The organism is Labrys wisconsinensis, from assembly GCF_030814995.1.
Classification (GTDB): domain Bacteria; phylum Pseudomonadota; class Alphaproteobacteria; order Rhizobiales; family Labraceae; genus Labrys; species Labrys wisconsinensis.
In genome coordinates, this window is the sequence record NZ_JAUSVX010000008.1 from 316903 (window position 1) to 343414 (window position 26512).

Sequence of the window (26512 nt, forward strand, 5' to 3'; positions counted from 1 at the left end):
GCCTAGGCTGGAACCGGTGCATCCTCGCGAAGCAGCTTTTCGTGCTTGAGCTCGGCCCAAAGATCAGCGGGAACCGGATGGGTGAAGGCAGCAAGATTCTGCGCAACCTGCTTACGCGAAATCGCACCGGGGATCACCGAGGCGACGATCGGATGGCCGAGCGGAAACTGCAGCGCCGCAGCCGGCAGCGGCACGCCATGCCGCTTGCACACTGCCTCCATCTTCCCGACCTTTTCCAGGATATCGGGTTTGGCGGGAGCATAATTGTGCATGGCGTGCGGAACCGCGCCCGTGGCCAGGATGCCGGAATTGTAGGTGCCGCCGATGACGATGCCGACGCCGCGTTCCGCGCAGCGCGGAAATTCGCTGTCCAGCACGTCCTGCTCCAGCAGCGTGTAGCGCATGGCGATCAGGAAGAAATCGATGTCGAACAGGTCGAGATAGCGCGGGATCGTGCCCATCGTGTTGAAGCCGGCGCCGATGCCTTTGATGACACCTTGATCGCGCAATTCCTCCAACGCCCGCCAACCGCTCGTGAAGAGCTGGTTCATATAGGCGCTGACCTTGGTCTCCAGCTTGAAGTGCCAGGGATCGAGGTCATGAATCAGCAGCACGTCGATGCTGTTGATGCCCAGGCGCTGCAGGCTGTCCTCGAAGGAGCGCATCACGCCATCGTAGCTGTAGTCGAACACCGCATCGAAATCGAGGCCGCCAAGCCATTCGCCGCGATCGTACGGACCAGGCTTGAGGGGGCGATGAAGCGTGCGGCCGACCTTGCTGGAGATGACGAATTGGTCTCGAGGCTGACGATAGAAGGCGCGGCCCACGCGATGCTCGGCCTGGCCCTTTCCGTACCAGGGCGAGGTGTCGAAATAGCGCACGCCGCCATCCCAGGCCGCCTGCAGCAACGCCGAAGCTTCATCCTCCTGGACGATATCGAAGAGATCGCCAAGCGGTGCCGTGCCCAATCCCAGCCCGGTCACTGTGACGCCCGTACGCCCGAGCTGGCGGGTCGCCAAGGGTGTTGTGTTGGTCATCGCTGAAGGGTCTCCCAAGTGTCGTCCGATTGCGCGTCACGTTCAGATCGAGGGTCTCGATGGCTGGCTAGCCCTGCACGACGCGGTGGGTCTGCTCGCCCAAGCCTTCGACCCCCAGGCGAACCGTCTGCCCTGCCTCGAGGTACATGGGCTTGGGCTTCATTCCCATGGCGACGCCGCCCGGCGTTCCCGTGCTGATGATGTCGCCGGGGAAGAGCGTGAAGAAGTGGCTGACATGGGAAATGAGCTTGCGCACACCGAAAATCATCTGCTCGGTGTTGCCGCTCTGGCGCCGCACGCCGTCGACCTCAAGCCAAACACCGAGGCTCTGCGGATCCGCGACCTCATCCTTGGTCACCAGCCATGGCCCGACGGGCCCGAATGTATCGCAGCCCTTGCCCTTGATCATGCTGCCGCCCCGTTCGTTCTGGAAGGCGCGCTCGCTCAGATCGTTGCAGACGAAATAACCGGCGACATGGTCCAAGGCCGCTTCTTCGGACACGCATTGCGCCTTGCTGCCGATCACCAACGCAAGCTCGGCTTCCCAGTCGGTCTTGGTCGAGCCGCGCGGCAACCGAATGTCATCGTTGGGACCACAATGAGATCCCGCCGCCTTGAGGAAAACCAGGGGCTCGTCAGGGATCGGTATTCCTGCTTCGGCGACGTGGTCTTTGTAGTTGGCACCGATGCCGACGAAATTGAGTGGCCGCGGCACGCACGGACCGATACGCGGCGTGCCCTGGACTTTCGGCAGGTTCTTCCAATCGATGGCGGCGAGCTTTTGCAGCCCCGCTGGCGAAAGCGTCTCTTCGTCGAAGTCGCGCACGATCTGCGACAGGTCGCGGAGTGCCATCTCCGGATCAAGGAGTGCGGGCTTCTCCGCACCTGACGCACCGACACGAAGCAATTTCATGTGATTCCTTTCTCCGGCCGGTGCCATCGCAATCCAAACGGAGGGCGTTCCGTCACGTTTGTTTGCGGCGAAACACACCGTGATATTGCATTCATTCTATGGCACGATGAGTTATGGATCGCAAGTGAATCCTCGTCCAATGGAGCGCGATGGAATTGCTTGCTGCGCCATCGCCTTCGCCAATTGTTCGGGAAATGCATTCTCATTGGCGACGTTCGGGTTCGAACTGCGGCTTTACGAGGGAAAGATGTGCCTTTTCGATGGCTGCCTTGCTTGGGAAATGATTAGCCCACCCTGGCATTGGCATCCGGTTTTGTGATCTATGCGCGTCCGCGCGCTCCGTGTGTCGACGTCAATCTTCAAGAATATGCCTTCAATATCTCTTGCACATGCAGCATGCGTGTGCAAAATTGAATTCAATTAATGAGAGGCGATCGAGCGTCCGTCGACACTTCGGCGCACGTTGACGGCATAGGGGAGGAAAGCCGCGATGGCGGTCAGGGTGGCGCTGGTGACCGGTGCGGGGAGCGGAGTGGGCCAGGCGGCTGCGTTGGCGCTCTTGCGCGAGGGGTTCCGCGTCTTCCTCGTTGGGCGGCGCGAAGCGGCGCTGGAATCGACTCGGTCTCAAGCTGGTGACCGCGCCGAACATGCGTTCGCGATATCGGCTGACGTCACCGATCCGTCGTCGGTGGATGGCGTGTTTTCGGAGGTACGGTCACGGGCTGGTCGGCTCGACCTGCTCTTCAACAATGCCGGGACGAGCGCGCCCAGCGTCCCATTCGACGAGCTGACATACGACCAGTGGACGAAGGTTGTCTCCGTCAATCTGACCGGGGCTTTTCTGGTGGCGCAGGCTGCATTCCGCTTCATGAAGGAGCAGCGGCCCCAGGGAGGGCGGATCATCAACAATGGGTCGATCTCCGCGCATGCTCCCCGACCGAATTCGGCTCCCTACACGGCAACCAAGCACGCGATCACCGGGTTGACGCGATCCCTGTCCCTCGACGGCCGGGCGCATGACATTGCCTGCGGCCAGATCGACATCGGCAACGCTGAGACGCAGATGGCATCCGCCACCGCGAAGGGGGCCGCGCAAGCCAATGGGACAATTATGCCCGAGCCGATGTTCGATCCGTGTCACGTCGGCGACACCATCGTTCACATGGCGCGCCTGCCGCTCGAGGCCAACGTCCAGTTCATCACTGTGATGGCGACGAAGATGCCCTTTATCGGGCGCGGGTGAGGGCGGTCCGCCCTGTCTGGCGATTTGGCGCCCAGGAGATCAACCGGGGTCGAACGTCTACGGCAAGGCACGAATAGCTCTGACGTCCAGTTTCGGATTCGTCCCGGCAATTCGATGCAGGGGGCGTGACGTGCGGCAATAAAGTCAAATCAAAGAAGGGGAAACATCCATGGCGATGAAGTCTAGATGTCTGTCGATGACGGTCGGAGTTTGGGCAATCTGCACGTTGCTTGGGGGAGCTTCGGCCTCGGCCGAGGAGTTGATCTTTTCGCTGATCACGAAAACCAACGAGAATCCGGTCTTCGTCCTGATGAGGCAAGCTGCCGAGGCGAAAGCCAAGCAGCTCGGCGTCAAGCTGATCAGCTTTGCCGGCAAATATGACGGCGACAATGCGAGCCAGGTGGATGCGATCGAAAACTCGATCTCCGCCGGAGCCAAGGTCATCGTCATCGTGCCCAACGACACCACCGCCATCGTGCCGCAGATCAAGGCGGCGCGTGCGGCAGGCGTCATCGTCATGGTGGCGGACTCGCCGTTGGTGCCGGTGAACGCCGCCGATGGAACCTGGGCCACCAACAACTTCGCGGCCGGACAGCTGATCGGACAATGGGCCAAGGCAACGCTCGGCGACAAGGCCAAGGACGCGCGCATCGCCATGCTCAACGCCGACACGATGATGGTGACGAACGATGTGGCGCGCGACAACGGCTTCCTGACCGGCTTCGGCATCACGGTTCCGAACCGGAAAGTTTGGGGCAGCGAGACGGATCCCCGCATCGTCGGTCATGACGTGACCAAGGGCTCGCCGAGCGGCGGCCAGACCGCGATGGAGAACATGTTGCAGAAAGACCCGACTATCAATGTGGTTTTCACGATGAACGAGCAGTCCGCCTCGGGTGCGGCGCAGGCGCTCAAGGCGGTCGGGCGCGACAAGGACGTGTTTCTGGTTTCGGTCGACGGCACCTGCGCCGGCATCGAGATGGTCCGTAACGGAACCATCGCGGCCACCTCGATGCAGTTCTGGCTCGATATGGCGACCGATGCCATGCAGGCCGCCATGGACAAGATCAAGACCGGAGCGGTGCCGCCGGTCACGCCCGGCCTGGACTATGTCGACTCGGGGACGAAATTGGTGACCGATCATCCGGCGCCCGGCGTGCCCTCCATCACGTCGGAGGAAGCGCTGAAGCTGCGCGGCGACATGTGCAAGAAGGCCTCCTGACCAAGGCGGCGGTCAATCATGTTCGAAACAGGCGGTGACGTCCTCCCGGTCACCGCCTGAACTGCGCGGAACGGCGCTCTGGCCACGGGGCCCGTTCCGAATTTTCGTGATCGAAACCAATCCCGAGAGCAGAGCGATGACGATGCGCATGAGCGCTGCCCCAGAGCCCGAAGCGGCGGTCGGGTCGCCGGACCAGATGGTGGCTTCCTTCGAGATCGATGACACGGATCTCGTTCGGCGCCTGCAGAATTTCCTTCACAGTTACCCGACCGTCGTGTCCGCAACGGTCCTGGTTCTGAGTCTGGTGACCTTTGGTCTTATCGTTGGTCCGCGGTTCTTTACGCCCTTCAACTTCTCCCTGATCCTGCAACAAGTCACCGTCATCAGCGTTATTGGTGCCGCGCAGACGCTGGTGATCCTGACGGCGGGGATCGATCTTTCGGTTGGCGCACTGATGGTGCTTTGCGCGGTCGTCATGGGCGTGAACGCGGTCGATCATGGCATGCCTCAGGGGTTGGCGATTGCCCTGGCATTCGCGGTCGGCGCGCTCGGCGGCCTCGTCAACGGCCTTCTCGTGACTCATGTGAAGCTGCCGCCCTTCATCGCGACCCTTGGCACCTGGAACGTCTTTTTTGCCCTGAACCTCTGGTATTCCGGAGGCCAGACGATCGTCGCCCAGAACATCACGACCGCAGCCCCGTCGTTGCAGGTCTTCGGGGACTCCGTGAATTTCGCCGGCATGCGCCTGACCGTCGGCACCGTTCTGATGCTCGGGCTCTACGCCTTGCTCTGGTATATCCTGAACAGAACTGCCTGGGGGCGGCACATCCATGCCATCGGCGATGACCAGGATGCGGCACGGCTGGCGGGCGTCCGCGTCAAGCGAACCTTGGTATCGGCCTATGTCTTTGCCGGGCTGATCTGCGCTCTCGCCGGCTGGGTGCTCATTGGGCGCATTGGCTCGGTCACCCCGCAGGAGGGCGTGACGGCGAATCTGGACAGCATCACGGCCGTGGTGGTCGGCGGCACGAGCATGTTCGGGGGGCGCGGCTCGCTTTTCGGCACCCTCGTCGGTGCGCTGATCGTCGGCGTCTTTCGCAACGGTCTGGCGCTCGCGGGGGTGGACGCGCTCTGGCAGGGTTTTGCGATCGGGCTGCTGATTGTCGTCGCCGTCGCCATCGACCAGTGGCTCAGGGAATTGTCGGCATGAGCGGCGGGAAGGAGCAGCCCCTGCTGCAGGCACGCGGCCTCGTCAAGCGGTTCGGACGCGTCACTGCGCTCGATCATTGCGATTTCGAGCTCTATCCCAACGAAATCCTGGCGGTGATCGGCGACAACGGCGCGGGCAAGAGCACGCTGATCAAGGCGCTGAGCGGGGCGATCACCCCCGATAGCGGCGACATGCTGCTGGATGGCCAGCCGGCACGGTTTCGCTCGCCGTTGGACGCACGTCGGGCGGGGATCGAAACGGTCTACCAGACCCTCGCTCTGTCACCGGCGCTGAGCATCACGGACAACCTGTTCCTCGGGCGGGAGCTGCGTTCGCCGGGGCTTGCCGGACGGCTCTTCCGCAAGCGCGATCTCGCAGGAATGAAGCGCCACGCCCGCCAGGAGCTGAACCAGCTCGGGCTGATGACGGTCCAGAACATCGGTCAGGCGGTGGAGACCTTGTCGGGCGGGCAACGGCAGGGCGTCGCGGTCGCGCGCGCTGCGGCGTTCGGCACCCGGGTGGTGATCATGGATGAGCCCACGGCTGCACTGGGTGTGAAGGAATCGGCGCGCGTGCTGGATCTGATCAGGCGCGTGAGGGATCGGGGGATCCCGATCGTGCTGATCAGCCACAACATGCCTCAGGTCTTCGAGGTGGCCGACCGGATCCACATCCATCGTCTCGGCCGGCGCCTGACCGTGATCGATCCCAAGCGCCACTCGATGGCGGAAGCCGTCGCGATGATGACGGGGGCCTTGGCCCCCGCCGAAAGCGTCGGTGTGACTTAGTCCCGTCCGCCGCCGTCGGTCGATCATCGTGATCGCCCGAATGCGCACGGCCGTACGGGGATTCCATCCATCGCGCGCTCGCTCCTATGCACCGCCAGGCTGACACGGATCACCAGCCGGCTCGGGCCAAGGCAGCGGTTCAGGCGATGCAGCTCATAGAAGGAAGAGAGACAATGCCGATCGATGTGCTCCAACTCACGCCTCTCATTGCCGCCGGCGATGAGGACTTGCACCGTAACTATAGCGTCTGCAGGTGGTATGATCTGCCGGACCGGGAGCGATGGCTGGACGAGCACAATGCCTCGATCCGAGCTGTCATCACGGCAGGACATCTTGGAATCAGCAATGAGATGTTTCGGCGCTTGCCGTCCCTCGGGCTCGTGGCCATAGCGGGCGTCGGCTACGAAAAGGTCGATCTGGACGCCGCGCGCGAGCGCGGCATCCGGGTCACGAACACGCCGGACGTCCTGACCAATGATGTCGCAGATCTGGCCGTCGGGCTGATGATCGCCACGATGAGGCAGATTGCAGCCGCCGACCGCTACGTGCGGGACGGCCGCTGGATAGCCGGCGAGATGGATCTGGCAGCCAGGGTCTCGGGACGTCGCTACGGAATTGTCGGTTTTGGCCGCATCGGACAGGCGGTGGCGCGGCGTCTCGAAGGTTTCGGCGGCTCGATCGCCTATACCTCGCGCACGAAGAAGCAGAGTCCCCATGCCTTCCATTCGACGGTGATCGACCTGGCGCGCGAGTCCGATGTCTTGATCGTCACTGTCGCCGCCGGACCCGCGACCCGCCATCTCGTCGGACGGGCGGTCTTGGACGCCTTGGGGCCGACAGGCTTCCTGATCAACGTGGCGCGCGGTTCGATCATCGACGAGACGGAACTCATTGCTGCCTTGCAGGATCGCCGGCTCGCGGCCGCGGGGCTGGATGTCTACGCCGATGAGCCGCGGGTGCCGCCGGCCTTGTCTGCGCTCCCGAACGTGACCTTGACGCCGCATATCGGCAGCGCCACCGTCGACGCGCGCTTGGCGATGGCTCGGCTGATGCTGGCAAATCTGGACGCATTCTATGCAGGGCATCCCCTGCCGACCCCGGTCGTCTGAATGCTGCTTGCCGGTCCGGCAGGCGGAAGGCCGGATCCAGCCTGAACACCGCGCCGTCATCTTGTGTCACTTTGAGCGGCATCGTTCGAGCGGGATCGACATGAGCGGGTATGATGAACTGATCGGCCTTTCCGCCGTGGGCGTGGTCGAGTTGCTGCGCAACGGGCAGGTGAGCTCGCACGACCTTCTCGATGCCCTCGAGATGCGCATCTCTCATGTCGATGCCGATGTGAACGCATTGCCGATCCTGTGTTTCGATCGCGCCCGCGCCCACGCCGACATGTTGCAGCGAAGGCCCGACGGCGAACGGGGCCGCCTGGCTGGCATGCCGGTGACGATCAAGGATCTGACCCATGTCGCGGGCGTGCGCACGACGCAGGGCTCGCCGATCTTCGCCGATTTCGTGCCATCGGCATCCGACGTGCTCGTCGATCGGCTCGAGGCGGAGGGCGGGATCGTCTACGCCAAGTCGAACACGCCGGAATTCGGCGCCGGCGCCAACACCTTCAACGAGGTCTTCGGCGCCACGCTCAACCCCTATGACACGTCGCGCTCTGCCGCCGGCTCCTCCGGCGGTGCGGCGGTCGCGCTTGCAGCCGGCATGGCCTGGCTGGCGCACGGCTCCGACATGGGCGGCAGCCTGCGCAATCCGGCGAGCTTTTGCGGCGTCGTCGGCATGCGGCCGACGCCCGGCCGCGTCGCGCAATCGCGCTATGCCTGCGTCGACGCAACGCTCGCGGTCCAGGGCCCCATGGCGCGGACCGTGGAGGACGTTGCCTTCTTGCTCGACGCCATGGCCGGGGACGATGCGCGCGATCCCCTGTCGAAGCCGCGTCCGGTGCAATCTTTTCTGTCCGCGGCCCGATCGGGATGGCGGCCGGTCCGCGTCGCCTACTCCGCCGATCTCGGCATCACGCCCGTGGATCCCGAGGTGGCGGAGATCACGCGTCGCGCCGCGGAGCGGTTTGCCGAGGCGGGCGTGGTCGTCGAGGAGGCGCATCCGGACCTTTCGGAGGCGCATGCGTGCTTCCAGGTGTTGCGCGCCCAGAGCTTTGCGACGTCGCACGGCCAGCATCTCGAAAGACATCGCGACAAGCTGAAACCGGAGGTCATCGGCGAGATCGAAAGGGGCTTTGCGTTGACGATGGCTGAGGTCATAGGCGCCGAGCGTCAGCGCGCCATGATGACGGCGCGGGCAGCCGGATTCTTCGAGAGCTACGACCTGTTGCTCTGTCCGGCCACGATCGTGCCGCCGTTTCCGGTGGGCGAGCGCTCCGTCAAGGCCTGCAACGGGGTGACGTTCCAGACCTATGTCGACTGGCTCGCGATCGCCTATGCCGTCACGCTGATTGGCGCGCCGGCGCTCTCGCTGCCCTGCGGCTTCACGCGCGAGGGGCTGCCGGTGGGCCTGCAGATCGTCGCGGCCCCGAATGGCGAGGCGCGGGTTCTCGCCGGTGCGCGCTTGCTGGAAACGATCCTGGATCTGCACACGGCGAGTCCCATCGAGCCCCGAGGTGCGAAGGCGAGCGGGGCAAAGACGGATCGGGCCGACTGAACGCAGGGCGTGAAGAGCGGGTCAGGCCGCGGACGCATGCAATCGGGACGACGTCTCCGGGCACAACGCCTCCATTGCAGCCACGATTCCTCCCGAGCGATGCGGCACGCCCGCGGCCGCGAGCCCCATTTCGACGCCTGCCAGCGTGCCCATCAGGGTCAGCTCGTTGATCGCGCCGAGGTGGCCGATGCGAAAGACCTTGCCGGCGAGCTTGCCCAGTCCTGTCCCGAGCGACATGTCGAACAGGTCGAGCACGATCTTGCGGAACCGGTCGGCATCGTGGCCATCGGGCATCACGACGGCGGTCAGCACGGGCGAGCGGTGGTCGGCTTCCTGGCAAAGGATCTCCAGGCCCCAGGCGCGAACGGCCGCGCGCGTAGCCGTCGCGAGCCGCGCGTGGCGAGCGAAGACGGTCTCCAGGCCTTCCTCGTCAAGCATCGCCAGGGCTTCCCGCAACCCGAAAAGCAGGTTGGTCGACGGCGTGTACGGAAAATATCCGCCGGCGTTGGCCTTCAGCATGTCGTCCCACCCCCAATAGGATCGGGGCAGCCGGCCGCTGCGCGACGCCGTCAAGGCCCTTTGCGAGACGGCGACGAAGCTCAGTCCGGGCGGGAGCATCAGTCCTTTCTGCGAGCAACTCACCGCGACGTCGACGCGCCACTCGTCATGCCGGTAATCGGCCGACCCGAGCGAGGAGATCGTATCGACCATCAGCAGGGCCGGATGGCCCGCCCGATCCAACGCGGCGCGAATCTCCGCGATCGGACTGATCGCTCCCGTCGAGGTCTCGTTGTGGACCACCATCACCGCCCTGATCGCATGCCCGGCATCCCTGCGCAGCTTGTCCTCGATCGCGGCAGGATCGGCCGCGTGGCGCCAATCCCCCGCGATGAAGTCGACGTCGATGCCCCATTTCACTGCCATCTGGCGCCAGAGCGTCGCGAAATGCCCGGTCTCGACCATGAGCACGCGGTCGCCGGGCGACAAGGTGTTGACGATCGCGGCTTCCCATGCGCCGGTGCCCGAGGCGGGATAGATGATGACCGGCTGCGCGGTCCTGAACACCGACTGGCAACCCCGCAGCACCTCCTCGCCCAGCCTGGCGAATTCGGGCCCGCGATGATCGATCACCGGCATGGCCATCGCGCGCAGAACACGCTCGGGAACGGGGCTGGGGCCGGGAACCTGCAGGAAATGCCGACCGGTCGATTTCGCCATGGCGTCCTCATTGTCTGCCGGGGTCGCCAAATTGCATTAAATTTATCGTCGGTCAATTTCATTTTTGTATTTTTTCTGGCGTCACGATATATAATACGAATTGCCGATATGCCCGATTTGGGAGGCGATTCCTTGGCTGAGCCCGTGAATGACACTGCACATGAGTCTGTCGAGGGGGCGGTTGGTCAGCCGCCCTCCAAGGCGACGAGCCTGCATGAGAAGGTGCTCGACCAATTGCGGGACTATATCATTGAAGGCAATGTGGAGGAGAATGCGCGCATCCCTGAGCGGAAACTGTGCGAATTGTTTCAAATATCGCGCACGCCGCTGCGGGAAGCCCTGAAGGTCCTGGCCTCCGAGGGGCTGGTGGAGCTTCTGCCCAATCGCGGCGCCCGGCTTCGCGCCTTGAATGAAGCCGATATCATCGCGACCTTCGACGTCATTGGCGGACTGGAAGCGCTTGCCGGTCAACTTGCTTGCGAGCGCATCAGCGAGGCGGAATATGAAGAAATAGAACAGCTTCATCATCAAATGTATAAGCATTACGTGCGCACTGAGCTGCAGGAGTATTTCAAATATAACCGCGCCATTCACAATGCCATCATGAAGGCATCGCGCAACCCGGTGCTTCAGGATACCTACGCAAGCCTTTCGACATCAATGCGAAGAATTCGCTACACGGCGAATCTGAATGTTGCGCGCGACCGATGGGGCGAAGCCATGCGTGAGCACGAGGCGATACTCGGCGCGCTCCATCGCCGGGACGGTCGAGAATTGAGCGACATCTTGTTCAAGCATCTGCGCAGCACATGCGCTTCGGCGGTGGAATGGCTGGCCGAGGAGAGAAAGGCCGCAGCGAGGGCCGCAAGCTGACATCCCTCGTGAATCGCCTTCCCGAGTTTCGCGGGTTTTGAATGCACTTCTGATCACGGATTCCCACCCCGGGAGGACTATCCGTGCAATCCACGAACGAGCAAATCAGTGCCGAAGCATCATTCGGAACAGGGCTCAGGCGCCATCCTCGAGTCGAGGCTGCGGAGCGAAATCCGTGGCGACGTGCTGTTCGACGTCTTCAGTCGCGGGCGCTACGCGACCGACGCGTCGATCTATCAGGTCACCCCTCGCGGCATCGTCATTCCCCGCGATATGGATGAAGCCGTTCGTGCCGTGGCGCTGGCGCGGCAGGCAGGCGTCTGCGTGCTGGCGCGAGGCGGCGGCACGTCCCAGTCCGGACAGACCGTCAACGATGCGCTCGTCATCGATACGAGCCGGCATCTCAACCGGATCCTGTCGCTCGACGTTCAGAATCGCCGGTGTCGCGTCGAGCCGGGGATCGTCCTCGACGACTTGAACCGGCAGCTCGCCCCGCATGGGCTGTGGTTTCCCGTCGACATCTCGACGGCGTCGCGCGCCACCATCGGCGGGATGGCGGCGAACAATTCCTGCGGCGGACGCTCGCTTCGCTACGGCACGATGCGTGACAACGTCCTGTCCATCGAGGCGACGCTCGCCGACGGATCGGATGTGCATTTCGGCGAGGTGCGCGCCGATCTCGCCGGGTTCGAGGGACCCGCGGCCGCGCGGGATCTCTTCCGCGATCTCCTGGCGATCGGAGAACGGGAAGCGGATGAGGTTCGCGCCCGCTTCCCCAGGGTTCAGCGGCGTGTCGGCGGCTACAACATCGATGCTCTCGTGCCCGGCCCCGCGCCCAACAACATGGCGCATATTCTGGTCGGCTCGGAAGGCACCCTCGCCTTCATCCGCGCGGTCGAGCTCAAGCTCTGGCCCGCGCTCGGGCCCAGGGGCGTCGGCGCCTGTCACTTCGGCAGCTTCCACCAGGCGATGGATGCGGCCCAGCATCTCGTGAAGCTGGGACCCATCGCCGTCGAGCTGATCGACCGCACGATGCTCGAACTGGCCGGCGACATCCCGGTGTTCGTGCCGACGTTGAAGCAATTCGTGCGCGGCACCCCCGAAGCGATCTTGCTCGTCGAATTTGCCGAAGGTGCCGAAGAGAACGCGCGGCGGTTGAAGCAGCTCGCCGGCCTGATGGGGGACCTTGGTTTCGCGTGGGACCACGCCGGCGCGCAGTGGGGCGGCGTGGTGGACGTGCTCGACCCGGCGCTTCAGCACGCCATCACGGAGGTGCGGCAATCCGGCCTCAACATCATGATGTCGATGAAGCAGGACGGGAAGCCGATCTCCTTCGTCGAGGATTGCGCCGTCGAGCTCGCCGACCTCGCCGCCTACACCGACCGCCTCACGCGCGTGTTCGAGAAGCACGGAACGACCGGGACCTGGTACGCTCATGCCTCGGTCGGCTGCCTGCACGTGCGGCCTGTCCTCAACCTGAAGCTTGATCGCGACGTCAAGACCATGCGGGCGATCGCCGAGGAGGCCTTTGCGCTGGTGCGCGACTACAAGGGGTCTCATTCCGGCGAGCACGGCGACGGCATCGTCCGCTCCGAGTTTCACGAGGCGATGTTCGGCCCGCGTCTCGCCCGCGCCTTCGAGGCGATCAAGGACCGTTTCGATCCGGCCGGCTTGTTCAATCCCGGAAGGATCGTGCGTGCGCCCCGCATGGATGACCGCCGCCTGTTCCGCTACGGGCCGGGCTATGAGGCCAAGCCGATGCAGGCTGCTCTGGCCTGGTCCGAGTATTCCGGCGCCGGGGGCGGATTCCAGGGCGCGGTCGAGATGTGCAACAACAACGGCGCCTGCCGCAAGCTCGCGGGCGGCGCCATGTGTCCCTCCTACCGCGTCACACGCAATGAGCGTGACGCGACGCGCGGCCGGGCCAACACGTTGCGCCTTGCCATCACGGGGCAGCTCGGGCCGAACGCCTTCACATCGGACGAGATGGCCGAGACGATGAAGCTCTGCGTGTCGTGCAAGGGCTGCAAGCGTGAATGTCCGACCGGCGTCGACATGGCGCGCATGAAGATCGAGGTGCTCGCGGCCCGTGTGCAGAAGCACGGCTTGCCGATGTGCGACAGGATTGTGGGATATCTGCCTCGATATGCGCCGTGGGCATCCACCTTCGCTTGGCTTGCGAACTTGCGCGACGGGGTTGCCGGCCTTGCCGCCGTGTCGGAAGCCCTTTTCGGGCTTACCGCCAAGCGCCGGCTGCCGCGGTGGCGCGCGGACAGTTTTGCTCCGGCGAGCACGAGTTTCGGGGATATGGGCGGCCGCGAGGTCGTGCTGATGGCCGATACTTTCAATCGGTATTATGAGCGTGAAACTCTCGAGGCCGCCATCCGGGTGCTCGTCGCGGGCGGGTATCGCGTCCACACGCCTGCACCCGCCGACGGCTCCAAGCGAGCCTTGTGTTGCGGCCGGACCTTCTTGTCCGTCGGCCTGGTCGAGGAAGCGCGGCGAGAGGCCAGGCGCCTTCTCCAGACGTTCGCTCCGTTTGCGGCGCGCGGCGTGCCGATCATCGGACTCGAGCCGTCCTGCCTGTTCACGCTCCGAGACGAGCTTCCGGCGATGCTTCCCGGCCAGGATGCCGAACGGCTCGCCCAGCAGGCCATGCTGTTCGAGGAATTCCTGGCGCGCGAGGACGCCGCCGGACGACTGGCGCTTCCCCTCGAGCCGATCGGCAGGAAGGCCTTGCTCCACGGGCATTGCCACCAGAAGGCCTTCGGCGCGATGGCAGCGGTGGAGAAGGTGCTCAGGCTCGTCCCTGAGCTCGACGTGACGACGATCGACTCCGGCTGCTGCGGCATGGCGGGCGCCTTCGGCTATGGGCGGGACACCTATGCGATCTCGATGGCGATGGCCGAGCTGTCGCTTCTCCCTGCCGTGCGAAAGGCGGACGCCGACACCATCATCATCGCCGATGGCACTTCGTGCCGCGGCCAGATCCAGCACGGCGCGGGGCGTGAGGCGATCCACGTCGCCCGCGCATTGTCCCTTGCACTGGGGCAATCCTCGAAATCGCCCGATGACAGGCGGTGGTCCGATGGAGGTGGGCTCCGTGGGCCGCCAAGCGAGGTCCTCGGTCAAATGCATCTGCGCCAAAGGACACAATCTCCATGCCAATAGCGCCGTCAGATCCGGATTCCAAAGCGCCCCTCATCGTGGTGATGGGCGTCAGCGGCTGCGGCAAGACCAGCGTCGGCCAAGGCATCGCCGCATGGCTCGGCGCAGCGTTCATCGAAGGCGATGCGCTGCATCCGCGTCGCAACGTCGAAAAGATGTCCGCCGGCATTCCGCTCGACGACGACGACCGCTGGCCTTGGCTCGACCTGATCAGCGGCGAATTGCGACAAGCCTCCATGGCAAGACAGGCGCTCGTGGTCAGCTGCTCGGCGCTGAAGACGATCTACCGCGAGCGCCTGCGCCAGGCCGCCGACGACAGGCTCTGCTTCGTTTTTTTGCGGGGATCGCGCGAGGCGCTTCTGGAACGGCTGGCGCAGCGACGCGGCCATTATATGCCGGTTTCCCTGCTCGACAGTCAGCTTGGGGCGCTCGAAGACCCGGCCGGTGAACAGGGTGTCGTCGCCATCGATATCGGCATCGGCGGTGCCGACCAGGTCCTCGAAGCGGTCCGAGCCAGGCTCTTCAAATCCGGTATCGGCCCCGCCGCTTGACCGAGGGATGGACCTCGGTCGGCCCCTCTTCAGCGCGATGACGCATCCGTTCGGCCGATGACCGGACGACCCAGGACACCGTCGGAGCCGGTCGTGACATTTGCCTTCCTTCCATCAGCTCCGGGATTGTTCATTCTCGCCTCCGTCGCGGCATTCTTCGTCGGTCTCTCGAAAGGGGGGCTCCCGGCGATCGGCTCGCTGGCCGTGCCGATGCTGTCACTGCAGCTCTCGCCCGTGACTGCTGCAGCGCTTCTGCTTCCGATCTATGTGCTGACGGATATCGTGGGCGTCTGGCTCTATCGTCGCGAATACAGCCCGCGAAACCTGAAGATTCTCATTCCGGCCGCTCTCGCCGGCGTGTTGTTTGGATGGGCCACGGCATCTCATGTCTCCGACGCGGCGATCGCATTTCTCATAGGATTGATGGGCGCAGGCTTCTGCCTGAACACTTGGCTGCGGCCGCCGAAGGGCGTGGAACCGAAAGTCGGATCTATCCCCGCCGGCCTTTTCTGGGGCGCCGTCGCGGGGTTCACCAGCTTCGTCTCGCATTCGGGCGCGCCGCCCTTTCAGATCTATGTGCTGCCCCAGCGATTGAAGAAGATGGTGTTCGCGGGGACATCGACCATTGTGTTCGCTGTGGTCAACGCCGCCAAGATCGTTCCCTATTCCTTGCTGCGTCCTTTCTCGGCGAATGATTTCCGGATAGCGGCTTTTCTTGTGCCGATCGCAATGCTCGGTACGATCGTCGGCGCCGTGTTGACGCGACGTCTTCGGGACACGCTGTTCTTTCGTCTCGTGCAGGTGGCGCTGTTCGCGGTCTCGCTGAAGCTCATCGTCGATGCCCTGGGTGCTTTCGGGCGTTGATCGATGACGGCATAGGCGTTCTCGACGCTCGCGACCGCAGACGGTGATCGCGAAGCGCTCCTTGTCCGGCTGCAGCGCGGCCCGAGCTCACAAATAGGGGCGAAGCAGCGACAGGTCGGACGATCCGAGGCGGTCGGTCGCCGCCCTGACGTGGTGCCAATAGGGATAGATCAGCGGCGGCTTCGACAGCGCGTCGAGCTCGGCCACGTCGTCGTCGCCGAGAACGAGGTCCGCCGCGGCCAGGTTATCGGCGAGCTGCTCGGAGGTCCGCGCCCCGATCACGAGCGAGCTGACGGCCGGGCGCCGCAGCATGTAGGCGAGCGCGACCTGAGCGGCGGAGACACCGCGGCGAGCGCCGATCGCGATGAGTGCCTCCACGATGTCGAACAGAGCCTCGGGGTCACGCACGGGCGGCTCGTTCCAATCCGTGACCTGCCTCGTGCCGGCCGGTGCGGGCTGCCCGCGGCGAAACTTCCCAGAGAGCAGGCCGCCGGCGAGCGGGCTCCAGACGAGCACGCCCAGGCCTTCCTCGAGCGCGATCGGCACGAGCTCGTACTCGGCTTCCCTCGACTGCAGGCTGTAATACCAGCGCTTGAAGAGACTGACTCTTGGGGGATTCCCACGGCGGCGTGAATGAGATTCGATGCTGGTGATTCGACCGGCGGAGGCATGTGATGAGCGCGCCCTTGGCGATCAGGCGGATGGATTACACCAGCGCGGAGCTTCGCGCGCTGAGCGGGCGCTGCCGGGATGGTGCGCAGGTTCGCCGGCTCTTGGCTCTGGCCCTGGTGCTTGAGGGGCGTTCGCGAACCGAAGCGGCGGCGCTCAACGGCATGGATCGCCAGACGCTGCGCGACTGGGTGCAGCGCTACAATGACTTGGGCGTCGAGGGGCTGACGTCCCGCTCGAGCCCTGGCCGGGCGCCAGCCTTGAGCGAGCACCAGATGGCGGAACTGCGCGAACTGGTGATCAACGGGCCAGATCCCGAGATCCACAAGGTGGTGCGCTGGCGCTGCGTGGATCTGAAGGCCGAGGTGGCGCGGCGGTTTTCGGTGGAGGTGCATGAGAGCACCATCGCTCGGTGGCTGCATGAGCTCGACCTGACGCGCCTGCAGCCCAGGCCGGTTCATCCGAAGAAGGACGTCGAGGCGGAAGCGGCATTTAAAAAAACTTCGCCGACCTGGTCAGACAGGCGCTCCCCCAGGACGCGATCGGCCGGCCGTTAGAGATCTGGTTTCAAGACGAGGCCCGCGTCGGCCAGAAGGGCGGACACGCCTACATCTGGGCGCCGATCGGCTCACGCCCCCCGGATGGTGCGCGATAACCGCCATGTCTCCACCTACATCTTCGGGGCCATCTGCCCGGGTCGAGCCACAGGGGCCGCCATGATCATGCCCTACGCCAACACCGGGGCCATGAACGCCCACCTCCAGGAGATCAGCGCCGAAGTGGAGCCCGGGTCCCATGCCGTGCTGGTCTGCGACGGAGCCGGTTGGCATCAAAGAGGCAGGAAGCTGCGGGTCCCCGAAAACATCGCCCTTCTGTCGCTGCCGGCCTATTCCCCAGAGCTGAACCCGATGGAGAACGTCTGGGCCTACCTGCGACAAAACAAACTCTGCGCCCTCGTCTGGGAATCCTACGACCAAATCCTCGACGCCTGCCAAAGCGCCTGGCACTTCCTCATCAACGATCCAGGCAGAATCCGATCCATCGCAACCAGACAATGGGCCTGTGTCAGCCTTTAGGAGTGCTGGTATAAGTCCGTCAGCGTGCCGAGCGCGCGTTCGGCCGCGAAGGCGACCGTCTCCGACAATGTCGGGTGCGCGTGAACCGTCAATGCGATGTCCGAAATCGTCGAGCCCATCTCCAGAGCGACACCGATCGCCGCGAGCAATTCTCCCGCACCCGGCCCGACGACCGTGGCGCCGAGAAGTCGGAGGTTGTCCGGCGAATGGATCAGCATCGTCTGGCCATCGCTGCCGCCCGACGCGAGGTTTCGGCCGCTCGCCGCCCAAGGGAAGCGGGAGACCTTGAACGGAATACCGGCGGACTTGAGCTGGGCTGTCGTGGGGCCGACCCAGGCGAGTTCGGGGTCGGTGTAGGCGATCGAAGGAATGAAAGCGGTGTCGAAAGCCGCAGCATGCCCGCTGGCGACCTCCGCGGCGACCTTGCCCTGATGCGTGGCACGATGTGCGAGCATCGGAGCGCCCGTTATGTCGCCGACGGCGAAGATGTTGGCCCTGTTCGTGCGGCATTGACTGTCGACCGGGATGACACCGTTCGCCTCGATGGCGAGGCCGGCAGCCTGCGCGCCGACGGCGCCCCCGTTCGCACGGCGTCCGACGGCCTGGATCACGGCATCCGCCGCGACCTCACCGACGAAGCCGCCCTCGCAAAGCAGGGTGACCTCGGACGCGGAGGCCGCCACGGCGACCACGCGTGTCGCCACGTGAATCCCGCAGCCCCTGGCCTTGAGGGAGGCGCGCACCAGCTCTGCAGCGTCAGGCTCGGCGCCGGGCGCGACCTGGTCGGCCAACTCGATGACGGTCACCGACGATCCCAGCGCGGCGTAGATCGTCGCCATTTCCAGCCCGATGATGCCGCCGCCGACGATTGCCAGCCGACGCGGCACGGCTCGAAGCTCCAGCGCGGCGGTGGAATCCCATATGCGGTCGTCCTCGGGCCATCCCGGCAGGCGCACCGGCGAGGAGCCGGCGGCCACGATGGCCTGACCGAAGCTCCACCGTTCTTCTGCGCCGGTTCCGCTGACGGCCAGTTCGTCGATGCCGGTAAAGACGGCGCGTCCCGCGACACATCGCACCTTCCGGCGCCTGGCCAATTGGGCAAGCCCGGTCGTGAGTTGCGATACGATCGCTTCCTTGCGCTTGCGCAGCGCGTCGATGTCGATCTTGGCCTTGCCGAACGAAATGCCCCATTCGCCGATGTTGTCAGCCTCGTGGAGCACGCGGGCCGCGTGCAGGAGCGCCTTCGAGGGGATACAGCCCTCGTTGAGGCAGACGCCGCCGAGCGTGACGCGGGCATCCACCAGGACGACGGAGCGGCCGAGATCGGCGGCGCGGAACGCGGCGGCATAGCCGCCCGGTCCGGCCCCGATGACGACGAGGTCGGCGTGCTGCTTCTCGGACATCGGCATCTCAGATCAACAGTCGCCGCGGATCGGCGAGGAGGTGGGCGTAGCGTACGAGCAGGCGCGCGGCGTCCGCCCCATTGACCACACGATGGTCGTAGCTCAGGTCGAGGGGCGTCATCGGCGTCGGGACGAAGTTCTCCCCGTTCCAGACCGGAACGATCTCCATCTTGGATAGGCCCAGAATGGCGACCTCCGGCGGATTGACCACCGGCGTGAAGCCGATGCCGCCGATGCCGCCGAGATTGCTGATCGACATGGACGCGCCGCCGGATTCACCCGCGCCGAGCTTGCGCTGCTGCGCGCGCGTCGCCAGATCGCCGATCTCGGCGGCGATCTGCCAGAGACCCTTCCCGTCGACGTCGCGGATGACGGGCACCATCAAGCCGTGCGGCGTGTCCACCGCGATGCCGATGTGGACATACTGCTTGAGGAAAAGGGTCCGTCCGTCGGCAGACAGAGAAGCGTTGAAGCGCGGAAAATCGGCGAGGGTCCGAGCGAGCGCCTTCATGTGGAAGGCGAGCGCGGTCAGCTTCACGCCGCGTCGCGAGGCCTCGTCCTTCAACCTCGCGCGCACCGCCTCGACAGCGGCCATATCGACCCGGTCGTGATGGGTCACCGCGGGAATGACCCGCTGTGCGGCGGAAAGATTGGCGGCGGCGACCTGGCTGAAGCGGCTGGTCGCCTCCTCGCGTATCGGCCCATACAGCGAATGGTCGATGTCCCAATAGCGCTGGTGGTCGTCCGCGGCTCGTTCGCGCCGGCCGGCGCCCAGATGATCGTCGAGGTCGCCTGGCGAAATCGCGTCGCGGCCGAGCTCGGCGGCCAGCGCGGCCAGGTTCACGCCTGCTTCGCGCGCGCGCTGCCGCGTGGAAGGGCTGGCAATCGGTGCTGTCATCAGGCTCACCAATTTGTCGAGATGTACTGGGTTTCCATGAACTCCAGCATGCCTTCCTTGCCGCCCTCGCGACCGAGGCCGGATTGCTTCATGCCGCCGAACGGCGCGGCGGGATCGGAGACGAGACCGCGGTTGAGACCGACCATGCCGAAGTCCAGGCGCTCCGAGACGCTCAAGCCCCGACGTAGATCCTCCGTGAAGACGTAAGCGACCAGGCCATATTCGGTGGCGTTGGCCCGTGCGACCACGTCGTCCTCATCGCCGAAGGTCTGGATCGCCGCCACGGGGCCAAAGATCTCGTCGCCGAGGCAGGCCGCGCCGGCGGGCACGTTGAAGAGGACCGTGGGCGGATAGAAGAAGCCGGGACCTTCCGGCACCGTGCCGCCGAGGCGCAGCTCGGCGCCGCGCTGGATGGCATCCTCGACGAAGGCGGCCACCTTGTCGCGCGTTTCCGCGTTGACCAGCGAGCCGACGTCGACATCTTCGGCGAGGCCGTCGCCCATCTTGAGGGAGGCCATGCGGGCCGTGAAGCGCTGCGTGAACTCTTCGGCGATCCGCTCATGCACGTAGAAGCGGTTGGCGGCCGTGCAGGCCTCGCCGAGATTGCGCATCTTGGCGACCATCGCGCCTTCGACGGCGAGATCGAGGTCGGCGTCGTCGAACACGATCAGCGGCGCGTTGCCCCCGAGCTCCATCGCCGGCTTGATCACCTGATCCGCCGCGGCGTGCAGAAGCTTGCGGCCGACGCCGGTGGACCCGGTGAAGGACACGACCCTGACGCGCGGGTCGTGCAGCATGGCATCCACCACCGCCCCCGACCGGCGGCTCGGGAGGACGTTGACGACGCCGGGTGGAACGCCGGCCTCCTCCAGCACCGGCATGAGCGCCAGCATGGTGAGGGGTGTCTCGGAGGCCGGCTTGATGACGACCGTGCAGCCTGCCGCCAGCGCGGGCGCGATCTTGCGCGTGCCCATCGCCGCCGGATAGTTCCAAGGCGTCACCAGGACTGCGATGCCGGCCGGCTTGTGATGCACAAGGATGCGGGCGCCGGAAGCCGGCGCGTGGCCGAGATGCCCCTCGGGACGCACCGCCTCTTCCGAAAACCAGCGGAAGAATTCCGCCGCATAGTTCGCCTCGCCGATGGCGTCGGCGCGCGCCTTGCCGTTTTCCAGCGTGATAAGACGGGCGAAGTCCGAGACGCGCGCGCTCATCAGATCGAAGCAGCGGCGGAGGATCTCGGCCCGCTCGCGCGGGCGCCTCGCAGCCCACCCGGCCGCCGCCTCGTGGGCCGCGTCGACAGCGGCCCTCGCGTCGGTCTCCGTGCCGGATGCGACAGACGCGACGACCGTCTCGTCCGCGGGATTGAGGACGTCGAAACGCTCACCGCCCGAAGCGGGAAGCCAGCGACCGTCGATATAGAGGTCGGCGGGCCCGACATAGGACGACATGGAAATCTCCTCACAATAGTTGCCGCAGCGGATCGTTCATCCGCGCGGCAAAGCCCGTCACGAACTCGGTGCCCGCTGCCGATGTCAGGCGCGAAGCGTCGAAGACGAGGCGCAGGCTTGCCTTGCCGCCGTCATCCGTGAGCGTCAGGACGGGAGCATGCTCACCGGTAAAGCGCGTGGAGACGAGGCAGCTCCCGGTCAGGTCGCGAACGACGACATCGACGGTCGCGTCGGCGTCGCCGGGTTCGAGGCGGGAAAGCGGCGCCCGGTCGGGATTGCGGTAACGCAGGGTCTTGCCGCCATGCTCGACCTGCACCGATACATCGTCTTGGATGTCGAGCGACGCGCGCAGGCTGGATGCCGCGAAGGCCGCCCACAGCGCCGGCTTGCCGGCCCCGCCGCCTTCCACGCTCAGGAGCCGCAGCATTCCGGAAAGGCCGGCAGGTTCGACCCTGGCCTCGATCTCGGACGGAATCGCGGCGATCGGGAGCGATGGCTCGTTCGGCGGCAGGTCTTCGATGTCGGCGGCATGGAACGGTTGCTCGACGCCCAGAGCGACGAGCCGCGTCAGCTCGATGCCGCGCTCGGCTGCCAGGCGCTTCGCCTTCGGCGACGCCAGGATGCGACCGTGCTGGACCGCCGCGGCAAGCGCGGCGCCGCCGACAGGTCGCCCAGGCGCTGGCTTTGGTTGCGAGGCCGAAGTCTCGCGAGCAGGTGGTGCCGGGGCCTGGACGCTCGCCGACGCCGGAGGTTGCTCCGCCGTTGCAGCCTCGGGCTTCTCCGTCGAGATGATCGCGATGGTGTCGCCGACCGGCACGTCCACGCCGGCCTTGGCCATGATGGCTGCGATGTAGCCGTCATGGCCCGCCTCGACCTCCATGGTCGACTTGTCGGTCTCCACATCCAGCAGGATGTCGGACGCCTTGACCGTGTCGCCCGGCGCCTTGTGCCAGGCGACGATGAGGCCGGTCTTTTGCGCCATGCCCAGGGCTGGCATGATGATCTCATGCTGCATGGAACAGGCCTCCCCGCACGCTGGCGCGGCCTCGTTCGGCCACCGATTCGGGCGTTGGAACCGTCAGATCCTCGAGGGCGGGCGAAAACGGCACGGGAACGTCCATGGCGCCGAGCCTCTGGACGGGGGCATCGAGATAGTAGAATGCGCCTTCGTTGATGCGGCTCGCGATCTCGGCGGTGACGCCGAAGCTCTGATGGCCCTCGTCGACGATCATGGCGCGCCCTGTCCGGCGGACGGAAGCGAGGATCGTCTCCATGTCGAGCGGCACGATCGTGCGCGGATCGATCACTTCGGCCGAGATGCCGTCCTGCTCGAGAAGAGCCGCCGCCTTCTGCGCCACCTGCACCATCGACGAGGTGGCGACAAGCGTGATGTCGCGGCCCGGACGCAGCACGGCGGCCCTGCCGAACGGGATGAGATATTCCTCCTCGGGGACCGGCGCCTTCTCCTGATACATCAGCTTGTCCTCGAAGATGACGACCGGGTTGTCGTCCCGAATCGCCGTCTTCATCAGGCCCTTCGCTTCGTAAGCGGATGACGGCAGCGCCACCTTCAGCCCGGGAATATGAGCGACCAGGGCATGCAGCGATTGGCTGTGCTGGGCCGCCGAGCGCCGCGTCGCCCCGAGATTGGTGCGCAGCACCAGCGGCACCTTGAGCTTGCCGCCGGACATGTAGTGCGTCTTCGCCGCCTGGTTGCACAGCTGATCCATGACCAGGAAAAGGAAGTCGCCGAACATCAGATCGACGATGGGCCGCGAGCCCGTCATCGCCGCGCCGACCGCCATCCCCATGAAGCCGGGCTCGGAGATCGGCGTGTCGATGATCCGGCTCGTTCCGAACTCCTCGACGAGACCGGAGAGAACCTTGAACGGCGTGCCCGCCTCGGCAACGTCCTCGCCCATCAGGAAGACGGACGGATCGCGGCGCATTTCCTCGGCGATGGCCTCGTTCACGGCTTTGGAGAGGGTAATCTCGCGCATCTCGATCTCCTCAGGCGACGATCATGTCGGTGAAGACATGGCGTCCCACCTGCGAGGGCTCGGGGAAGGGGGCCGCCAGGGCGTAGGCAACCGCGGCCTCGGCGTCGGCCTTGACCTCGGCGTTGATTGCGGCGAGCTCGTCCTCGCTGGCGAGCCCCTCGGCGTCCAGCCAGCGCCCGAAGTTGAGGATCGGATCGCGCTCGGCCTTCCAGAGCGCCTCCTCCTCCTTCGACCGGTAGTATTCGCGGTTGATGTCGCCCACGTGGTGGCCGTGATAGCGGTAGGTGTCGAGCTGGACGAAGAACGGGCCCTCGCCGGCGCGGCATCGTGCGACCAGCCGCTCGGCGAGTTCGTTCACCGCGAGCACATCCTGCCCGTCGACCTGGAAGGCCTCGATCCCGAAGGCCTGGGCGCGGGCGAGAAGCGAGCCTGCCGCGATCTCCGCGGTCTTGGTGTATTCGCTGTAGCCGTTGTTCTCGCAGGCATAGATGACCGGCAGCTTCCACAGCGCAGCCATGTTCATGACCTCGTAGAGCAGGCCCTGCGCGGTCGCACCGTCGCCGAAGAAACAGACGGTCACGTCTTTTCTGCCCAACCGCCTGGCCGAGAGGGCGGCGCCGGTGGCGATGCCCATCGAGCCGCCGACGATGGCGTTGGCGCCGAGGTTGCCGTTCGACTGGTCGGCGATGTGCATCGAACCGCCCTTGCCGCCGCAATAGCCTTCGGCGCGGCCCAGCAGCTCGCAGAACATCTGCTTGAAATCGGCGCCCTTGGCCACGCAATGGCCATGACCGCGATGGGTGGAGGTGATCTTGTCGTCACGCGTGAGCGCCTCGCAGATGCCCACGGCGACGGCCTCCTGGCCGGAATACATGTGGGTGAGGCCCGGCATCTTCGCCGAAAGGTAGAGCGCGTTGGCCTGGTCCTCGAAGGCGCGGATACGCACCATCTGCCGGTACATCCGCAGATAGGCCTCCGAGTTGGCCGTCGGTTTGGACTTTGATTTCGATCTGGTCATGCCGATCATCCGGTCGAGCCGCGCTGGAGGCTTGCATCGCGCTCCAGCGCGGCTGCTGCCTCAGTAGCGGTTGGCGATCGGCAGTTCCTCGGCCGGGAAGAGGCTGATGACGGTGCAGCCTTTGTCGGTGACGACCACCTCTTCCTCGATGCGCGCCGCCGAGTACCCGTCGGCCGCCGGACAATAGGTCTCCAGCGCGAAGACCATGCCGGTCTCGATCTCCATGGGATGCTCGAGGCTGACGGCGCGGCTGATGATCGGGCGCTCGTGCAGGGCGAGGCCCAGACCGTGGCCGAACTGCAGCCCGAACGCGGCAAGCTCGTTGGGGAAGCCGAGGCTCTCGGCGGTGGGCCAGACCTTGGCCACGACGTCCGTCGTCACGCCGGGCTTGATCAGCTCGATGGCCGCGTCCAGCCATTCGCGCGCCTTGATATAGGCGTCGTTCTGCACCGGCGTCGCCCGGCCGATGTTGAAGGTGCGGTAATAGCAGGTGCGATAGCCTTGATAGCTCTGCAGGATGTCGAAGAACGCCTGGTCGCCGGGGCGGAAGTAGCGATCCGTGAAGTTGTGCGGATGCGGGTTGCAGCGCTCGCCGGCGATGGCATTGATGGCCTCGACGTCGTCCGACCCCATCTCGTAGAGCATCTTGTTGGCCATCGCGACGATGTCGTTCTCGCGCACGCCCGGCTTCAGCTCCTCCCAGATCATGTGATAGACGCCGTCCACCATGCTCGCCGCCTGGTTGAGCAGCTGGATCTCGTCGACATTCTTGATCTCGCGTGCCGAGAGCATGACCTGCTGCCCGTCGACGATCTTGAGCCCGGCTTCCTGGAGGGCGAAATGCATGGCCGTCTCGGCATAGTCGAGACCGACCGGCATATCGGCGACCCCGGCCTTCTTCAGCAGGCCGTAGATCTCTTCGGCATAGAATTTCATGAGGCCGAACGACGGCGGGATCGTGCCCCGCATGCCGACGACGCCGGCGCGGCAGTGCTCCGGATTGAGCCAGTCGCAATATTCGCGGTGGTGCACGGCGGCGGAGCCGAAGTCCCAGACATAGGGCTCCTCGTCGCCGGCGAGCAGGGCGAAGCGGCACATCTTATCCCGTTCCCACTCGCCGATCTTGGTGCCCGAGACGTAGCGGATGTTGTTGACGTCGAAGAGAAGCAGCGCCCCGCAGTCTGATTTCTTCAGCGCCTGCTTCGCCCGGCTGAGCCGATAGCGGCGCAGCCGGTCGTGGTCGACCCTCCGTTCGAAGTCGACGGCGGTGTGGCCGAGGGCCGGCAGATGCTTGTCCCAGCGCCAGTTCGGGTTGACGTCTGCGGGCTGCAGGATGCGCGGATTCAGCGCGTCGGTCGTGGTCATGAAACTCTCCATGCGGGCGCCGTGCGACGCCCTCTAGCCGATCATCCAGGGAAATCGAGCCTTCAAGCCGCGGTGATCACTGCATGATCATGCCGCCGTCGATCATGATGAGCTGGCCAGTCATGTAGTCGGACTCGGGGCTTGCCAGGAACGCCGCGGTGCCGACGACGTCGTTCGGATAGGAGTAGCGCTTCATCAGGATCATCGTCTTGGCGAGGTGATCCATCGACTGGCCTTCCTTCTCGAACATGCCGATCTTCACGAGATCCCTGTCGAGCTGTTCCCACAGCTCGGTGCGCACGACACCCGGGCCATAGCCGTTGACTGTGATGTTGTGCTGGACGAGCGCCTTGGCTCCGCCGTTGATCAGGGCCAGGACCGCGTGCTTGGAAGCCGAATAGGGCACGACGTCGAGGAAGGCCTGGCGGGAGACGATCGAACCGACGTTGATGATCTTGTAGGGCCCGTTCTCCCGGCCCTGCTTGATGAATTGCCTGGCCGCCTCCTGCATGCCGAGGAGCATGCCCTTGGCGTTGACGTTCATGATGGCATCCCAGTTCTCTTCCGTGATGTCGAGGAACATCAATGGCTTGTTGATGCCGGCGTTGAAGAGCGCGACATTGATGGAGCCGAATGTCTCGACGGTGGCGGCGACGGCGGCAGCGTTGTCCGCCCGCTTGGTGACGTCGAGCTTGACGGCGATGGCGCGCCCGTTGCCGGCGCCATTGATCCGGTCGGCCACCTCGTCCGCGAGCGCCACGTTGACGTCACCGAGGCAAACGTTGGCACCCTGCGCGGCATAGTACTCGCCGATCGCGGCACCCATGCCCTGCGCACCGCCCGTGATCAGGACGTTCTTGCCTTTGAGACGGTTCGGATCCATC

The 26512-nt window shown here is 65.2% G+C and carries 22 protein-coding genes and 2 pseudogenes; 12 read left to right on the top strand and 12 right to left on the bottom strand.

What is annotated here, in order from left to right; all coding sequences use genetic code 11:
- Positions 1-2: 2 nt before the first annotated feature.
- Both QO011_RS21935 and QO011_RS21940 read right to left on the bottom strand, forming a co-directional pair.
- Complete coding sequence (locus QO011_RS21935) at positions 3-1037, bottom strand: aldo/keto reductase (protein WP_307276400.1); 1035 nt, start codon at positions 1035-1037, stop codon at positions 3-5.
- A 67-nt stretch (positions 1038-1104) separates the two neighbouring features.
- Positions 1105-1950, bottom strand: coding sequence for a fumarylacetoacetate hydrolase family protein (locus tag QO011_RS21940; protein WP_307276403.1), 846 nt, complete (start codon positions 1948-1950; stop codon positions 1105-1107).
- Between the two features lie 490 nt (positions 1951-2440).
- Between QO011_RS21940 and QO011_RS21945 the strand changes: the two genes are divergently transcribed.
- From QO011_RS21945 to QO011_RS21970, 6 genes are all read left to right on the top strand, one after another.
- Positions 2441-3193, top strand: a complete 753-nt coding sequence (locus QO011_RS21945) for an SDR family oxidoreductase (RefSeq protein ID WP_307276406.1) — start codon at positions 2441-2443, stop codon at positions 3191-3193.
- A gap of 175 nt (positions 3194-3368) precedes the next feature.
- Complete coding sequence (locus QO011_RS21950) at positions 3369-4415, top strand: substrate-binding domain-containing protein (protein ID WP_370881995.1); 1047 nt, start codon at positions 3369-3371, stop codon at positions 4413-4415.
- A 106-nt stretch (positions 4416-4521) separates the two neighbouring features.
- Entirely contained in the window at positions 4522-5625 is a 1104-nt protein-coding gene (locus tag QO011_RS21955) for an ABC transporter permease (RefSeq protein WP_370881993.1), read from the top strand.
- The gene (locus QO011_RS21960) at positions 5622-6413 is read left to right on the top strand and encodes an ATP-binding cassette domain-containing protein (protein ID WP_307276412.1); all 792 of its coding nucleotides are present in this window, start codon (positions 5622-5624) and stop codon (positions 6411-6413) included. The genes QO011_RS21955 and QO011_RS21960 overlap by 4 nt, the downstream gene beginning before the upstream one ends.
- Positions 6414-6586: 173 nt before the next feature.
- The gene (locus QO011_RS21965) at positions 6587-7522 is read left to right on the top strand and encodes a 2-hydroxyacid dehydrogenase (protein WP_307276415.1); all 936 of its coding nucleotides are present in this window, start codon (positions 6587-6589) and stop codon (positions 7520-7522) included.
- A gap of 100 nt (positions 7523-7622) precedes the next feature.
- Positions 7623-9077, top strand: a complete 1455-nt coding sequence (locus QO011_RS21970; protein WP_307276513.1) for an amidase — start codon at positions 7623-7625, stop codon at positions 9075-9077.
- 21 nt (positions 9078-9098) lie between these two features.
- Here QO011_RS21970 and QO011_RS21975 read toward each other — a convergent pair whose 3' ends face one another.
- Complete coding sequence (locus QO011_RS21975) at positions 9099-10295, bottom strand: pyridoxal-phosphate-dependent aminotransferase family protein (protein WP_307276418.1); 1197 nt, start codon at positions 10293-10295, stop codon at positions 9099-9101.
- A 132-nt stretch (positions 10296-10427) separates the two neighbouring features.
- Between QO011_RS21975 and QO011_RS21980 the strand changes: the two genes are divergently transcribed.
- From QO011_RS21980 to QO011_RS21995, 4 genes are all read left to right on the top strand, one after another.
- The gene (locus QO011_RS21980; RefSeq protein WP_307276421.1) at positions 10428-11168 is read left to right on the top strand and encodes a GntR family transcriptional regulator; all 741 of its coding nucleotides are present in this window, start codon (positions 10428-10430) and stop codon (positions 11166-11168) included.
- A 108-nt stretch (positions 11169-11276) separates the two neighbouring features.
- Positions 11277-14339, top strand: a complete 3063-nt coding sequence (locus QO011_RS21985) for an FAD-binding and (Fe-S)-binding domain-containing protein (RefSeq protein WP_307276422.1) — start codon at positions 11277-11279, stop codon at positions 14337-14339.
- Positions 14330-14887, top strand: a complete 558-nt coding sequence (locus QO011_RS21990; RefSeq protein WP_307276425.1) for a gluconokinase — start codon at positions 14330-14332, stop codon at positions 14885-14887. The genes QO011_RS21985 and QO011_RS21990 overlap by 10 nt, the downstream gene beginning before the upstream one ends.
- Positions 14888-14980: 93 nt before the next feature.
- Complete coding sequence (locus QO011_RS21995; protein WP_307276429.1) at positions 14981-15751, top strand: sulfite exporter TauE/SafE family protein; 771 nt, start codon at positions 14981-14983, stop codon at positions 15749-15751.
- Between the two features lie 87 nt (positions 15752-15838).
- Here the strand turns inward: QO011_RS21995 and QO011_RS22000 are convergent.
- Positions 15839-16336, bottom strand: a pseudogene (locus QO011_RS22000) (aldo/keto reductase); the annotation flags it as partial.
- Between the two features lie 89 nt (positions 16337-16425).
- Here QO011_RS22000 and QO011_RS22005 point away from each other — a divergent pair.
- Both QO011_RS22005 and QO011_RS22010 read left to right on the top strand, forming a co-directional pair.
- Positions 16426-16977 carry an IS630 family transposase gene (locus QO011_RS22005; RefSeq protein ID WP_307276432.1) on the top strand — a complete coding sequence of 184 codons (552 nt, stop codon included), beginning with the start codon at positions 16426-16428 and terminating at the stop codon, positions 16975-16977.
- 45 nt (positions 16978-17022) lie between these two features.
- A pseudogene (locus QO011_RS22010) lies at positions 17023-17496 on the top strand (transposase); the annotation flags it as partial.
- On the opposite strand, the gene lpdA reads toward QO011_RS22010, so the two are convergent.
- From lpdA to QO011_RS22050, 8 genes are all read right to left on the bottom strand, one after another.
- Positions 17493-18899 carry a dihydrolipoyl dehydrogenase gene (gene lpdA / locus QO011_RS22015; RefSeq protein WP_307276435.1) on the bottom strand — a complete coding sequence of 469 codons (1407 nt, stop codon included), beginning with the start codon at positions 18897-18899 and terminating at the stop codon, positions 17493-17495. The pseudogene QO011_RS22010 and the gene lpdA overlap by 4 nt on opposite strands.
- A gap of 7 nt (positions 18900-18906) precedes the next feature.
- Positions 18907-19797 (bottom strand): 2-oxo acid dehydrogenase subunit E2, encoded by an 891-nt coding sequence (locus QO011_RS22020; RefSeq protein ID WP_307276438.1) that lies wholly within the window; start codon positions 19795-19797, stop codon positions 18907-18909.
- Positions 19798-19802: 5 nt separating this feature from the next.
- Complete coding sequence (locus QO011_RS22025; RefSeq protein WP_307276441.1) at positions 19803-21245, bottom strand: NAD-dependent succinate-semialdehyde dehydrogenase; 1443 nt, start codon at positions 21243-21245, stop codon at positions 19803-19805.
- A 10-nt stretch (positions 21246-21255) separates the two neighbouring features.
- Entirely contained in the window at positions 21256-22260 is a 1005-nt protein-coding gene (locus QO011_RS22030) for a biotin/lipoyl-containing protein (RefSeq protein ID WP_307276444.1), read from the bottom strand.
- A complete protein-coding gene (locus tag QO011_RS22035; RefSeq protein ID WP_307276447.1) occupies positions 22250-23245 on the bottom strand; it encodes an alpha-ketoacid dehydrogenase subunit beta in 996 nt (331 codons plus the stop codon). The genes QO011_RS22030 and QO011_RS22035 overlap by 11 nt, the downstream gene beginning before the upstream one ends.
- Positions 23246-23255: 10 nt before the next feature.
- Entirely contained in the window at positions 23256-24263 is a 1008-nt protein-coding gene (locus tag QO011_RS22040; RefSeq protein ID WP_307276450.1) for a thiamine pyrophosphate-dependent dehydrogenase E1 component subunit alpha, read from the bottom strand.
- A gap of 60 nt (positions 24264-24323) precedes the next feature.
- Positions 24324-25628, bottom strand: coding sequence for a M24 family metallopeptidase (locus QO011_RS22045; protein ID WP_307276453.1), 1305 nt, complete (start codon positions 25626-25628; stop codon positions 24324-24326).
- Positions 25629-25704: 76 nt separating this feature from the next.
- On the bottom strand, positions 25705-26511 hold the full coding sequence (locus QO011_RS22050; RefSeq protein ID WP_307276455.1) for an SDR family NAD(P)-dependent oxidoreductase: 807 nt from the start codon (positions 26509-26511) through the stop codon (positions 25705-25707).
- Between the last annotated feature and the right edge of the window lies 1 nt (position 26512).